This is a genomic window from Microbaculum marinisediminis (genome assembly GCF_025397915.1).
In the GTDB taxonomy this organism is placed as follows: domain Bacteria; phylum Pseudomonadota; class Alphaproteobacteria; order Rhizobiales; family Tepidamorphaceae; genus Microbaculum; species Microbaculum marinisediminis.
Genome location: NZ_JALIDZ010000001.1, coordinates 604,047 through 617,021, shown reverse-complemented (window position 1 = coordinate 617,021; position 12,975 = coordinate 604,047). Strand labels below are relative to the sequence as shown.

At 67.9% G+C, this 12,975-nt stretch carries 14 protein-coding genes; 5 read left to right on the top strand and 9 right to left on the bottom strand.

Features of this window, described 5'->3' with window-relative positions; translation table 11 throughout:
- The first annotated feature begins 34 nt into the window (after positions 1 to 34).
- Positions 35 to 1,000, top strand: coding sequence for a zinc metalloprotease HtpX (locus MUB46_RS03105; protein ID WP_261614390.1), 966 nt, complete (start codon positions 35 to 37; stop codon positions 998 to 1,000).
- A gap of 520 nt (positions 1,001 to 1,520) precedes the next feature.
- Here the strand turns inward: MUB46_RS03105 and pheT are convergent.
- The 5 genes from pheT to MUB46_RS03080 form a co-directional block, all read right to left on the bottom strand.
- Positions 1,521 to 3,935, bottom strand: a complete 2,415-nt coding sequence (pheT, locus tag MUB46_RS03100) for a phenylalanine--tRNA ligase subunit beta (protein WP_261614389.1) — start codon at positions 3,933 to 3,935, stop codon at positions 1,521 to 1,523.
- On the bottom strand, positions 3,932 to 5,014 hold the full coding sequence (pheS, locus tag MUB46_RS03095) for a phenylalanine--tRNA ligase subunit alpha (protein ID WP_261614388.1): 1,083 nt from the start codon (positions 5,012 to 5,014) through the stop codon (positions 3,932 to 3,934). Before pheS ends, pheT begins: the two co-directional genes overlap by 4 nt.
- A gap of 186 nt (positions 5,015 to 5,200) precedes the next feature.
- Positions 5,201 to 5,557: a 50S ribosomal protein L20 gene (gene rplT / locus MUB46_RS03090; protein ID WP_261614387.1), complete on the bottom strand. Its 357-nt coding sequence runs from the start codon at positions 5,555 to 5,557 to the stop codon at positions 5,201 to 5,203.
- Positions 5,558 to 5,560: 3 nt separating this feature from the next.
- A complete protein-coding gene (gene rpmI, locus MUB46_RS03085; RefSeq protein WP_261614386.1) occupies positions 5,561 to 5,803 on the bottom strand; it encodes a 50S ribosomal protein L35 in 243 nt (80 codons plus the stop codon).
- A 309-nt stretch (positions 5,804 to 6,112) separates the two neighbouring features.
- Positions 6,113 to 6,793 carry a ZinT family metal-binding protein gene (locus tag MUB46_RS03080; protein ID WP_261614385.1) on the bottom strand — a complete coding sequence of 227 codons (681 nt, stop codon included), beginning with the start codon at positions 6,791 to 6,793 and terminating at the stop codon, positions 6,113 to 6,115.
- Positions 6,794 to 6,974: 181 nt separating this feature from the next.
- On the opposite strand from MUB46_RS03080, the gene MUB46_RS03075 reads away from it, so the two are divergent.
- On the top strand, positions 6,975 to 7,424 hold the full coding sequence (locus MUB46_RS03075; protein WP_261614384.1) for a YbaN family protein: 450 nt from the start codon (positions 6,975 to 6,977) through the stop codon (positions 7,422 to 7,424).
- 11 nt (positions 7,425 to 7,435) lie between these two features.
- Here MUB46_RS03075 and MUB46_RS03070 read toward each other — a convergent pair whose 3' ends face one another.
- The 3 genes from MUB46_RS03070 to MUB46_RS03060 form a co-directional block, all read right to left on the bottom strand.
- The gene (locus MUB46_RS03070; RefSeq protein WP_261614383.1) at positions 7,436 to 8,083 is read right to left on the bottom strand and encodes a methyltransferase family protein; all 648 of its coding nucleotides are present in this window, start codon (positions 8,081 to 8,083) and stop codon (positions 7,436 to 7,438) included.
- Between the two features lie 55 nt (positions 8,084 to 8,138).
- Positions 8,139 to 8,663, bottom strand: a complete 525-nt coding sequence (gene infC / locus MUB46_RS03065; RefSeq protein WP_261614382.1) for a translation initiation factor IF-3 — start codon at positions 8,661 to 8,663, stop codon at positions 8,139 to 8,141.
- Positions 8,664 to 8,868: 205 nt separating this feature from the next.
- Positions 8,869 to 10,101 carry a glycosyltransferase family 4 protein gene (locus MUB46_RS03060; protein WP_261614381.1) on the bottom strand — a complete coding sequence of 411 codons (1,233 nt, stop codon included), beginning with the start codon at positions 10,099 to 10,101 and terminating at the stop codon, positions 8,869 to 8,871.
- A gap of 38 nt (positions 10,102 to 10,139) precedes the next feature.
- Here MUB46_RS03060 and MUB46_RS03055 point away from each other — a divergent pair, with 38 nt between their 5' ends.
- The 3 genes from MUB46_RS03055 (at position 10,140) to truA (ending at position 12,352) form a co-directional block, all read left to right on the top strand.
- Positions 10,140 to 10,919, top strand: a complete 780-nt coding sequence (locus MUB46_RS03055) for an alpha/beta hydrolase (protein WP_261614380.1) — start codon at positions 10,140 to 10,142, stop codon at positions 10,917 to 10,919.
- A 71-nt stretch (positions 10,920 to 10,990) separates the two neighbouring features.
- Positions 10,991 to 11,596 carry a recombination mediator RecR gene (gene recR, locus MUB46_RS03050; RefSeq protein ID WP_261614379.1) on the top strand — a complete coding sequence of 202 codons (606 nt, stop codon included), beginning with the start codon at positions 10,991 to 10,993 and terminating at the stop codon, positions 11,594 to 11,596.
- 12 nt (positions 11,597 to 11,608) lie between these two features.
- Positions 11,609 to 12,352, top strand: a complete 744-nt coding sequence (gene truA, locus MUB46_RS03045; RefSeq protein ID WP_261614378.1) for a tRNA pseudouridine(38-40) synthase TruA — start codon at positions 11,609 to 11,611, stop codon at positions 12,350 to 12,352.
- Between the two features lie 28 nt (positions 12,353 to 12,380).
- Here truA and MUB46_RS03040 read toward each other — a convergent pair whose 3' ends face one another.
- Positions 12,381 to 12,971, bottom strand: a complete 591-nt coding sequence (locus MUB46_RS03040) for a hypothetical protein (protein ID WP_261614377.1) — start codon at positions 12,969 to 12,971, stop codon at positions 12,381 to 12,383.
- Positions 12,972 to 12,975: the final 4 nt, after the last annotated feature.

Sequence of the window (12,975 nt, the reverse complement as noted above, 5' to 3'; positions counted from 1 at the left end):
TGCCTCGCGCCCGCTCCGCTCCCATATAGGGGCCATGACGCTTGCCCCACTCGACCATGCCGAGCGCTGGCGCCACAAGCTGCGCAACCAGGTTCAGACCTGGCTGCTCGTCGGCGGCAGCCTCGGGCTTCTCGTGCTGTGCGCCTGGATCTTCGCCGGCGTCGACGGCATCATCGCCGCCGTGGCGGGCGGCGCGGTGGTCTTGGCCGTCTCGCTGCGGGCCGCGCCCTGGATGGTGCTCAGGCTCTATCGCGCCCGCCCGCTCAGGCCCGAGGAATTTCCCGAAGGCTTCCGTCTGCTCGAAGAGCTTGCGCTGCGCGCCGACCTGCCGACGATGCCGCGGCTCTACTACGTGCCGAGCCGGATGATGAATGCCTTCGCCGTCGGCAATGCCGCGCAATCGGCGATCTGCGTCACCGACGGGCTGGTGCGCGGCCTGACCCTGCGCCAGTTCGCCGGCGTGCTCGCCCACGAGGTCAGCCATATCCGCAACGGCGACATCCGCGTGATGGCGATCGCCGATACCGTCAGCCGCCTGACCGGCGCGATGTCGACCGTCGGCGTCCTGCTCCTGTTCGTCAATCTGCCGTTCTTCCTGGCCAATGGCGCGCCCGTTCCCTGGCTCGGCATCGCGCTGCTGCTCGCCGCGCCCACCATCGGCGCGATCCTGCAGCTCGCCCTGTCGCGGGCGCGCGAATACGACGCCGATCTCGACGCCGTGGGCCTGACCGGTGATCCCGAAGGGCTGGCCGCCGCGCTGGCGACGCTCGAGCGCCGGCAGGGCCGCATGTGGGAGATGATGCTGCCGGGCCAGCGGATCCCCGATCCCTCCCTGCTCAGGTCGCATCCGCGCACGGAAGACCGCATCGCCCGGCTTCTGTCGCTGCGCCCTGGCGCCAGGCCCTATGTCGTCGCCCCCGACCACCGGCCCCGGCGCCCGATCGCGTCGGTGCCGATCGTCCACGGGCCGCGCTTTCACACGATGGGCGTCTGGTATTAAGCGCGTTTTCCGCGCTTCACCTTTCGTTAACATGTCAATATTGCCGGATTCGACGCATTTTTGGTTAAGTCCGCGAATCGTATGAGACGGATCGGGAACAAAACGGGTCCGTATCGGGACGGTGTTAACGCGCGCTAACCAATGGCGCGTGAATCGGGCGTTTGGCCCGGTATGTGGCCCGGTTTGCGACCTGGGATGCGCGCCCCTGTGCGGCGGCACGCGGTCGACGGGCGGGGAGGCGGATGTCGTGCCCGGCAGCGTCATCGCGACGCCGGTTTCGGCGCCGCGATAAAACGCGCGACGACCGACAGGGCTTCACCTTTCGTTAGGAGTTCGGAGGCGGCGGATTCGCGCGCCGCGCCTGTGGATTTCCGAATCGGCAAGAACAAAAAAGGTTCAAATAAGAAACAAAACTAGAACAATTGGGCGCTCGACAACGCCGCCTGTGGAAAACCCGGCGCCCGCGGTGGCGGAGCGCCGGGTTTTATCCGGGTCTGCGATGTCGAGGCTGGCCGTTCGCCTAGCGCAGGGTCGCGCCGGTCGCCTTCTCCACGGCGGCGACGATCGCCTTGCCGACCGAATCGATTTCCTCGTCGGTCAGAGTCTTGTCGCGCGGCTGCAGCGTCACCTCGATGGCGACCGACTTGCGGCCCTCGCCGAGGCTCGCCCCGGTGAAGACGTCGAACACCGAGACCCCGGTGATCAGCGCCTTGTCGGCGCCGCGCGCGGCCCGGACGATGGCGCCGGCCTTGACGTCGCTGTCGACCACGAAGGCGAAGTCGCGCCGCACCGGCATCAGGTCGGAGGCGTCGAGCGCCGGGCGCGCCTTGGTCGGCTTCGCCTTGGGCACGGGGATCGCGTCGAGCAGGATCTCGAAGGCGACCATCGGCCCGTCCGCGTCGAGCGCCGACAGCGTGCGCGGATGCAGCTCGCCGAAGCGGGCGAGCACGGTCTTCGGCCCGAGCGTGATCAGTCCGGAGCGGCCCGGGTGATACCAGTCGCCGCCGCCGGGCTGCACCTGCGCCGTGGCGACCGGCGCCCCGAGCGCGGCGAGCGCGGCCATCGCGTCGGCCTTGGCGTCGAACACGTCGACGGGCTCGGCCGCGCCGGACCAGTGCCGGCCCGCGCCGCCGGCTTTGGCGGTGCCGCGCCGGACGCCGGCGACGATCTCCTGCTGATGCTCCGGCCGGTCGCCGTGATAGGTCGCGCCGATCTCGAACAGGGCCAGGTCGGAGAAGCCGCGGTCGGCGTTCTTCTGCGCCGCCGTGATCAGGCCGGGCAGCAGGCTCGGCCGCATGTCGCTCATTTCCGAGGAGATCGGATTGGACAGCGCGATCTCCGGCTGGCCGCCGCCGAACGCCTCGGCGTGCGGTTTCGGGATGAACGACCAGGTCACCGCCTCGACCATGCCGCGCGCCGCCAGCGTGCGCCGCGCCATGATGCAGCGGTTCTGGCGGATCGTCAGGACCGGCTTGGGAACGGCGCTGCCGCGCGACAGCGGCACGGTCTCCACGCGGTCGACGCCGACGATGCGGGTGATCTCCTCGACGAGATCGGCCGCCTCGTGGACGTCCGGCCGCCATGTCGGCACCGCGACGCGCAGCTCCTCGCCCTCGCCGGCGACCCAGAAGCCGAGCCGCGTCAGGATCGAGCGCATCTCCACGGACGACAGCGCCAGGCCCGTCAGCCGCTTCACCTCCTTCGGGTCGAAGGCGATGATGTTGACCGGCTCGGGCACCGCGCCGGCCAGCACCATTTCGCTGGCGGTGCCGCCGCACAGGTCGAGCACCATCCGCGTCGCCATGTCGAGGCCGGGCACGCAGAACGCCGGATCGACGCCGCGCTCGAAGCGGTAGCGCGCGTCCGACTGGACGCCGAGCGTGCGGCCGGTGCGGGCCGTGGTCGACGTGTCCCACAGGGCCGACTCGATCAGCACGTCGGTCGTGGTCTCGTCGCAGCCCGACGCCTCGCCGCCCATGATGCCGCCGATGGATTCGACGCCGTTGTCGTCGGAGATGACCACCTGGCCAGGCGCGAACGTGTAGGTCTTGCCGTCAAGCGCCAGCAGCTCCTCGCCGGCCCTGGCATGGCGGACCGTGAGGTTGCCCTTCACCTTGTTGGCGTCGAACACATGCAGCGGCCGGTTGCGGTCGTAGGTGATGTAGTTGGTGATATCGACCAGCGCGTTGATCGGCCTGAGCCCGATCGCCTCCAGCCGCTGCCGCAGCCAGGCCGGGGACGGCCCGTTCCTGACCCCGCGCACCAGCCGCAGCGCGAAGGCCGGGCACAGATGCGCCTCGTCGTCCGGAAAGTCGAGGGTCACCGAGACCGGGCAGGGGCCTTCGCCGGCGATCCGCTCGACCTCCGGGGTGACGACCTTGCCGAGATCGGCGGCGGCCAGATCGCGGGCGATGCCGGCGATGCCCAGCGCATCCGGCCGGTTCGGCGTCACCGCCACCTCGATGACCGGATCGTCGAGGCCCAGCACGTCGGCCAGCGGCGTGCCGATCGGCGTGTCCTCGGCGACCTCGATGATGCCCGCATGCTCGTCGGAGAGGCCCATTTCGCGCTCGGAGACGAGCATGCCGTTCGATTCGACGCCGCGGATCTTGGTCGGCTTCAGGTCGAGCCCGGTTCCCGGGATGTGGGTGCCGGAGGGGGCGAACACGCCCTTCATGCCGGTGCGCGCGTTCGGCGCGCCGCACACGACCTGCACCGTGCCGTCGCCGGTGTCGACCTTGCAGACCCTCAGCTTGTCGGCGTTGGGATGCTGCTCGGCGGAAATCACGTGGGCGACCTTGAACGCCGCCAGCTCCTCGGCCGGATTGTGCACGCCCTCGACCTCGAGCCCGATCAGGCTGAGCTTGTCGACGATCGTCTTGAGCGACTCGTCGGTCTCCAGGTGATCCTTGAGCCAGGACAGGGTGAATTTCATCGCGACAGCCCTCCCGCCAGGCTCGGCACGTCAAGCGGCGCGAAGCCGTAGTGATTCAGCCACCGCAGGTCGGCGGAGAAGAAGGCGCGCAGGTCCGGCATGCCGTATTTCAGCATGGCGATGCGGTCGATCCCCATGCCCCAGGCGAAGCCCTGGTAGCGCTTGGGATCGAGGTTGCAGGCCCTCAGCACGTTCGGGTGCACGACGCCGCAGCCGAGGATCTCCAGCCAGTCGTCGCCTTCGCCGATCCTGAGCTCGTTGCCGACGCGCGAGCAGTTGATGTCGACCTCCATCGACGGCTCCGTGAACGGGAAGTGCGAGGCGCGGAAGCGCATCTTCACGTCGTCGACCTCGAAGAACGCCTTGCAGAACTCCTGCAGCACCCATTTCAGGTGGCCCAGATGGGCTTCTTCGTCGATGACCAGGCCCTCGACCTGGTGGAACATCGGCGTGTGGGTCTGGTCGTAGTCGCAGCGGAACACCCGGCCCGGCGCGATGATACGGATCGGCGGCTCGGTGTTCAGCATCGTGCGGATCTGCACCGGGCTGGTATGGGTGCGCAGCAGCATCCGCGACCCGTTCTCGGCTTCCGGGAAATAGAACGTGTCCATTTCCTCGCGGGCCGGATGGTCGGCGGGCATGTTCAGCGCGGTGAAGTTGTGGAAGTCGTCCTCGATATGCGGGCCTTCCGCGATCGAGAAGCCCATGTCGGCGAAGATCGCGGTGAGCTCGTCCATCACCTGGCTGACCGGATGGATACGCCCGGTTTCGAGCGCGCTCTCGCGCACCGGCAGGGTCACGTCGACCTTCTCGGTCGCCAGCCGCTGCTCCAGCGCGGCCTCCTGCAGCGCGGCGCGGCGCGTCTGGATCGCGGCGTTGACCCGGTCCTTGAGCCCGTTGATCGCCGGCCCCATGGTGCGGCGCTCGTCCGGGCTCATCGAGCCGAGGGTTTTCAATAGGTCGCTGATCGAGCCCTTCTTGCCGAGCGCGGCCACGCGCACGGTCTCCAGCGCCGCCTCATCGGCGGCGGCTGTGATCTGGCTCTGAATGTCGGATTCCAGCCGATCGAGTTCGGCCATAACGTCATCTCCCGTCTTTCGTCGGCATTGGCGAGAAAACGGGTCCGAGACGAACTTTCAAGAGAGACGTCTCTCGAGGAAAAGGCTTTCGCCTCCCGGACCCGGCGCCGCCCGCACTGTCGTCCCTTCGCTGGGGATATGCGGGCGGCCGGCCCCGGAAAGGTCCGAGGTGGGTCGTCGGCGGCCTCAGCCGAGCGCGGCGCGTGCCTGCTCGACCAGTGCCTTGAAGGCGGCCGGCTCGTGCACGGCGAGATCGGCGAGCACCTTCCGGTCGACTTCGACCCCGGCCTTTCCGAGGCCATCGATAAATCGACCGTAGGTCAGACCGTTCTCGCGCGCCGCCGCGTTGATCCGCTGGATCCACAGCGCCCGGAAGGTCCGCTTCTTCGCCTTGCGGTCGCGATAGGCGTACTGGCCGGCCTTTTCGACCGCCTGCATCGCGACGCGGATGGTGTTCTTGCGACGGCCGTAATAGCCCTTCGCCTTCTTGATGACCTTGCGATGGCGGGCGTGAGCCGTAACGCCGCGTTTCACACGTGACATGGATCAGCCCTCCGTCTTGGTCGAAGCGGGCTTGGCGCGCCGCTTCTTGCGTGCGTACGGCATGTACTGGCGCACGATGCCCGCATCGGACTCGGCCAGCACCATGGTGCCGCGTGCATTGCGAATGAATTTGGTCGTCCGCTTGATCATGCCGTGCTGCTTACCAGCGGCCCCGACCTTGATCTTGCCAGACGCGGTCACCTTGAAACGCTTCTTGGCGCCGCTCTTGGTTTTCATCTTGGGCATTTCGCTCGTCTCCTTCACAACTAGAAAGAACGCGAAAAAACCCGCCGTGCGCTAGATCGCCCGGTGGATTTCGACCGCGTCCGGTTGAGCTTTCGGGATCGCCACGGCATGCCCATTTAGCCGGGCGATCCGGATTGCGGGGCGGTATATAGCCCCCGCGCGGGAAAAACGCAATGCCGGCGCCGCCGGCGGCCTCCTCGCCTCCCGGGGTGGCGCCGAGGAGTGCGATGACGGACCGCACCGCCCGGAAGCCCGAGCGATGCGGCCTGCGAGGTCCGGCGGGTACGCTGCCGAACGGTAAGATGGCCGTCAGTGAGCCATCATCGCGTCGACGATCTGGTCGCCATTCATCGAGGAGGGATAGTAGGTCGGCCAGTTGGTCACTTCCTCGAGCAGGGCGGCGCGATCGTCGCCCCAGTATAGGTGGTAGTGATCGGCCTCGGCCGGCGCGATGCGGTGATCGCTGAACTGGACGAACGCCGGCGCCGCCTCGTCGCCGCCGGTCTTCTTGAAGATGAAGCGCACGCCCCGATTGCCCTTTTTGTAGGTCAGGATCTCGTATCCGTCGGTGGCATAGGTGCCTTTGACGGCTGCACCGTCCTTGTAGAACGTGAAGTCGTCGCCATCGATGACGATGCGGTCCACATCCGTCTTGTACCCGATGTCGTAGTAGTCGCGGTATTCCTGGGCGCTCATGGAGCCATGCTCCGCCTTGTGGGCCATGACCGGATCCAGGGTGCCGTCCTGTAGGTGCGGATAGACCGACTGCCAGTCGCCCTGCCAGTCCGCGAGCGTGCGCGGCTTGATCTGGTCGTCCTCGAAATAGCCCTTGTAGATCTCTTTTTCGGCCTCGCTCGCATGATCGTGCGCATGATCGTGCGACGAGGTTTCCGTGGCGGACTTGCTGTCCTCCGCCTGAGCCTGTGCCGAAAAGAGCAGCATGGTGCCGATCGCCAGTGCGCCGGCATATTTGGTAAGTGTTGTATGCATGTATCCTGAACCCTTGCTGAGTGCTGTGGGGGAGCGATTTTCGGCGTATTGTTACGTTATAACGTAACTATGCGACGGCGTAACCGATTTCCCTGACGCTGGCAACGGGCATTCGACCGTCGCCCTCCGCACGGCCATGCGTCACCGAAGGCGCTATCGCAGCCGCCGGCGACCGCCCTATATGATCGAAGCCGAAACGGGACGAGAGGCTGTGCGCAACAAGGTTCAGGTGGCGGTGGGGAGCGTCAACCGGCTGGCCTGGCGGGTCGCCGGGGCGACCGCGCTGCTGCTCGGCATCCTCGGCATCGCTTTGCCGCTGCTGCCGACCACCCCGTTCCTGCTGCTGGCCGCCTTCTGTTTCTCCAGGGGCTCGCAGGCCTGGCACGACTGGCTCGTCGCCCATCCCCGCCTCGGCGTGCCGATCCGCGAATGGCGCGAACACGGCGCGATATCCCGCAAGGCCAAGATGCTGGCCGGCCTTGCCATGCTGGGCGCGATCGTCGGCGCGGCCGCCTTCGGCGCCCCGTGCAACGTGTTGCTGGTCCAGGCCGGCGTGATGGTGTTCGTGGCGCTGTTCGTCTTCACCCGCCCGGTGCCGCCCGATGGCGGCTATCCGGACGACGAGGAATAGACAAGCTGCAATCAGGGAAGGTGGAACAGGACCGGCAGATAGCCGGACTCGTGCAGGAACTCGATGCTTTCCACCAGCGGGATCGCCAGGAAGAAGAACAGGCCGTCGCCGAACGAGGTGAGGACCAGGCGCGGGTTGGTCTCCACCGTCTCGACGTCCTTCCACGCCGAGAAGCGCGGCCAGAACCGGGGAACCCGGGCCCGATAGGCGTCATAGGTGGCGCCGAACCGGTCCGCCAGGAACTGCTCCTCCTTGCCGACCACGACGGCGAACACCGCGTAGCAGGCGAGCGCGGCAAGCAGCGTGGTCACGACGCTGCCGGCCGCCGCGCCGACGCCGGCGGCGCCGATGAAGGAGAAGACGTAGAGCGGATTGCGCGAGACCGAGTAGGGGCCTTCCCGGACCAGCTCGGCCTTCTTGCGGCCGCCGATATAAATCGTGCACCAGGCGCGCCCGAGCACGCACAGAAGCAGGAGGCCGATCCCGAAATATTCGATCGCTTCGTGGGCGAAACTGCCCGACGGCCAGGTCGACTCGGTGACCAGGAGGCCGCCGATCGCGGCGACCAGAAGGACAAGCAGCGTCCATTTGCGCCGCCGCTGCACGTCCTGCAGCCAGGCGCTGGGCGTTACCGCTGCTGTTGTCTGGTCATTTGTCATGCGGCGAGGAAAGCCGAAGAAACGTGGCGGAAAGGGGGCGGGCGCCTGCGACGGTTCAACGCGGTGCCAGCACCATAATCATCTGCCGGCCTTCGAGCCGCGGCTCGTATTCGACCTTGGCGATCTCGCCCAGTTCGTCGCGCACGCGCAGGAGCAGCTTCATGCCGAGATCCTGATGCGCCATCTCGCGGCCACGGAAGCGCAACGTCACCTTGACCTTGTCGCCTTCCTCGAAGAAGCGTCGCGCCGCCTTGATCTTCACCTCGTAGTCGTGGGTGTCGATGTTCGGACGCATCTTGATCTCCTTGATCTCGATGGTCTTCTGCTTCTTGCGCGCTTCTGCGGCCTTCTTCTGGGCCTGGTACTTGTATTTTCCGTAGTCCAGGATCTTGCAGACCGGCGGCTTGTTGTGCGGCGAGATCTCGACGAGGTCGAGGCCCGCTTCTTCGGCGAGCGCCAATGCTTCGCCGATTGAAACGACGCCCTTGTTGTCGCCCGTATCGGTAATGAGCTGGACTTGCGGGGAATCGATCTCCCGATTGACGCGCGGTCCTTCCTTCTGGACCGGCTGCGCTTTCATTGGACGGCGTGCGATTGTGCAGTCTCCTTATGCTGTGGTCGGTGCCCGACGTCGCTGCCGGAAATCCAAGTCTGGCAGCACAAACGCCTTCGTCAGGCACTCCCTGCGAAGTTCGGCGCTTATAGGATTGGAAAGAAGCGCCGGCAAGTCAATCTTCTGTCTAAACGAAAACGTCTTGGAAGTACCGAATTTCAGGGAAAATGGCTCAACGGCCCAGCAGTCGGGCATAGGTATCGAGCGTTGCCGAGGTCATGGCGTCCAGGCTGAAGGCGCCGCGGACATGGGCACGCGCCCGCTCAGATATCGCCGCGCGCGCCTCTGGCGACAGCGAAAGCGCCTCGCGAATCGCCGCGGCCAGGGCGACCGCGTCCCCCGCCGGCACCCGCCAGCCGGTGCGCCTGGCCGCGTCGACGTCCGGCGGCGCGAGCACCGTTTCCGGCACCGCGCCGAGGTTGCTGACGACCACGGGCGTGCCGACGGCCTGGGCCTCGGCGGCGCTGCGCCCGAATGCTTCCGGCTCGGTCGAGGGCAGGGCGACGACATCGGCGGCGCGGTCGGCGGCGGGCATGTCGGAGCAATGGCCGACGATGTGCACCCGGTCGCGAAGGCCGGCTCCGGCGATCCGCTTCTCAAGGTCGGCGACGTAGTCGGTGCGCCCCTGCGGGTCGCCGGCGAGCACGAAGTCGACGTCGTCGAGGCCCTCGCCGGCCAGCCGGGCGGCGGCGTCGATCAGCACCGCCTGGCCCTTCCATTCCGTCAGCCGGGCGGCCAGCAGCACGATGCGCCTGCCCTCCGGCACGCCCCAGGCCTCGCGCAGCCCGGCGATGCGATCCGCCGCGATCGTCTCGGGATCGAACTTGGTCAGATCCGTGCCGCGATAGATCACCGTGACCTTGCCGCGTGCCTGCCGGTGCCGGCTCTCGATGAGGTCTGCCGTGAAGCGGGAATTGGCGATGACGGCGTCGCCGCGCGCCATCACCGAATTGTACCAGTTCTTGAGCGAACCGCCCTTCTTGTAGGCGCCGTGATAGGTGGTCACGAACGGCACGCCCAGGCGCCGCGCCGCCAGAAGGCCACTCCAGGCCGGCGCCCGGCTGCGGGCGTGGATCAGCGACACGTTTTCGCGGATCGACAGCCGTCTGAGCCGCTCCGCGTTCCACAGGATCTCGATCGGGTTCTTGGTCGCGGCGGGAAACGGCACCCAGATGCCGCCGGCCGCGTCGAGCTCTCTCACCAGGCGCCCGCCGGTCGTCGCGACGAGGGCGCGCGCGCCGGCCTGCACGAGCGCCGCGGCGACGTCGACGGCGGTGCGCTCGGCCCCGCCGGCGTCCAGCGACGGCACGATCTGCAGCACCGTGATGCCGGACAGGTCCGGCAGGCCCGTTGTCGGGGCATTCGTCCCGGGATCCGTCCGGGGTTTTTCTGGGCGCTCGTCCATGCCATTACCTAGCCCACCGACCTGAAGGAGACCAGAGCGTGTCAGAGGCCGAACGCACCGACATCGAGATTGGCGAGGGCGAGGAAGCGCGCAGCATCGCCGTATTGCGCCGCGACGGCACGGCGCCCGACATCGTCTGGCTCGGCGGCTACCGCTCCGACATGGCCGGCACCAAGGCCGAGGCGCTGGACCGTTGGGGCGCGGACGCCGGGCAGGGCGTCGTCCGCTTCGACTATTCCGGCCACGGGGTTTCGGGCGGCGATTTCCTCGACGGATCGATCAGCCGCTGGCTCGCCGAGTCCTCGACCGTCATCGAGACCTGCACGGACGCGCTGCCGGTTCTCGTCGGCTCCAGCATGGGCGGATACCTGGCGCTGCTGACCGCGCTCGGCCGCCATGCCGCCGGCAATCCGGTCGCCGGTCTGGTGCTGCTGGCCCCGGCGGTCGACATGACCGAGCGGCTGATGTGGGAGGAGTTCCCCGGTAACGTGCGTGCCGAGATCATGGACAAGGGCGTCTGGGTCGAGCCCTCGCAGTACGATCCGGCCGGCAACCCGATCACCCGCAAGCTCATCGAGGACGGCCGCAACTACCTGATCATGGACCGCGCCACGCTGCAGGTCGGCTGCCCGGTCCACATCGTGCACGGCCGCGACGATCCCGACGTGCCGCTCGGCCTGTCGCTGGAGCTGGTGTCGCGGCTCGCTCATGACGACGTCACGCTGACCGTCGTCCACGACGGCGACCACCGTCTGTCGCGCGAGCAGGACATCGCGCTGCTGGTGCGCGTCGTCGCCGACATGGTCGCCGGCGTCTGAGCGGCGGTCATGGTCGAATGGACGTTGGCGGCGCGGCGGGATAGGGTGCGGCGAAACGGAACAAAACGTGCATGACCACCTCCGCGACCAGTCCCGAGCTTGACCGTCTGATCCAGCTTCTCGCGCGTCTGCCGGGCCTTGGCCCGCGCTCGGCGCGCCGCGCGGTGCTGCACCTGATCCAGAAGCGGGAGCAGCTTCTGGTGCCGCTCGCCGACGCGCTGCACACCGCCGCCGAGCGCATCACCGTGTGCGCGACCTGCGGCAACGTCGACACCGCCGACCCGTGCGCGATCTGCGCCGATCCGCGCCGCGATCCCGCGATCATCTGCGTCGTCGAGCATGTGAGCGACCTGTGGGCGCTGGAGCGCGCCCAGGCGACGCGCGGGCGCTACCATGTCCTCGGCGGCACCCTGTCGCCGCTCGACGGCATCGGCCCTGACGATCTGCACATCGCCGAGCTCGTCGCCCGCGCCAAGGACCCGGCCGTGACGGAGGTGATCCTCGCCGTCAACGCCACCGTCGAGGGCCAGACCACGGCGCACTACGTCACCGACATGCTGCATGGCCTCGACGTCACCGTGACCCGGCTCGCCCACGGCGTACCCGTCGGCGGCGAGCTCGACTATCTCGACGACGGCACCCTGGCCGCCGCCATCCGCTCGCGCACGCCGTTCTGAGCGCCGGCCCCGATGCCCCGCTATCGCCTTCTGATCGAGTATGACGGCGCCCCCTATGTCGGCTGGCAGCGCCAGACCAACGGGCGCGCGGTGCAGCAGGCGATCGAGGAGGCCGTCGCGGCGTTCTGCGGCGAGCCGGCGTCGGTCAACGGGGCGGGGCGCACCGATACCGGCGTCCATGCGCTCGGCCAGGTCGCCCATATCCATCTGGTCCGCGAATGGCCGGCCGACACGGTGCGCGACGCGATCAACGCCCACCTGCGGCCCGAGCCGGTGGCGATCCTGAGGGCCGAGCAGGTCCACAACGATTTCGATGCCCGCTTCTCGGCGGTGAAGCGGTATTATCGCTATGTGATCGTCAATCGGCGCGCGCCGCTGGCGCTGGACGCCGGCCGCGCCTGGCAGGTGATGAAACCGCTCGACGCCGCCGCCATGCACGAGGCCGGGCAGGCGCTCGTCGGCCATCACGACTTCACCACCTTCCGCTCCACCGAGTGCCAGTCGGCCTCGCCGGTGAAGACGCTCGACCGGCTCGCCGTCGCCCGTGACGGCGAACGCATCGTCGTCGACTGCTCGGCGCGGTCCTTCCTGCACAACCAGGTGCGCTCGATGGTCGGCTCGCTGAAGCTGGTCGGCGAGGGCAAGTGGGCCGCTGCCGACCTCAAGGCGGCGCTGGAGGCCAGGGACCGCACCGCCTGCGGCCCGGTCGCCCCGCCGGACGGGCTCTATCTGGTGAAGGTCGACTATCCGGACTGAAGCCAGGCCGAAATATCGCCGCGGCGGCTCACATCCCGGTGGCGCGGCTGATCAGTTCCGAGAGCACCAGCGACAGCAGGAACTCCAGCGCGACGATCCCGGCCGCGAGCGCGAAGCTGCATTCGAGCGCCGCCCGCGCCGTGATGAAGCGAAAACGGATCGCGAGGATGAGGGCGGTGAACAGCAGAAGCTGGGCGACGCCTTCGGGCGCCAGGCCGAACCCGAACAGGATCGCCGGCAACGCCACCATCGCCGATATGATCGGGCTGCCCCAGTTGAAGGCGACGATCAGCCGGACGTAGTTGCTGGCAAAGCCCATCGGCGCCGCGATGATGGCGGTGACCAGCGGAAACGCCGCCCAGTCGATCACCAGCGAGAGCAGGCGCGCGAGCGCGAAACCCAGCTCTGGGAAATCGGCGCCGTCGGGCAGGGCGGAAAAGATCATGCGCCGCTCGGCGCCGACGTACAGCACGTAGATCGGCAGCACCAGGATCGCCGCCAGGAACGAGCGCCAGAAGCCGCGAAAGCTCGTGTCGAACAGGCGTATCGCCTCGCGCTTGCCAAGGAACAGCCGCCAGGCGCCGGTCAGGCCGCGCTGTATGTCGTCCGCGTTCAGCATGGGA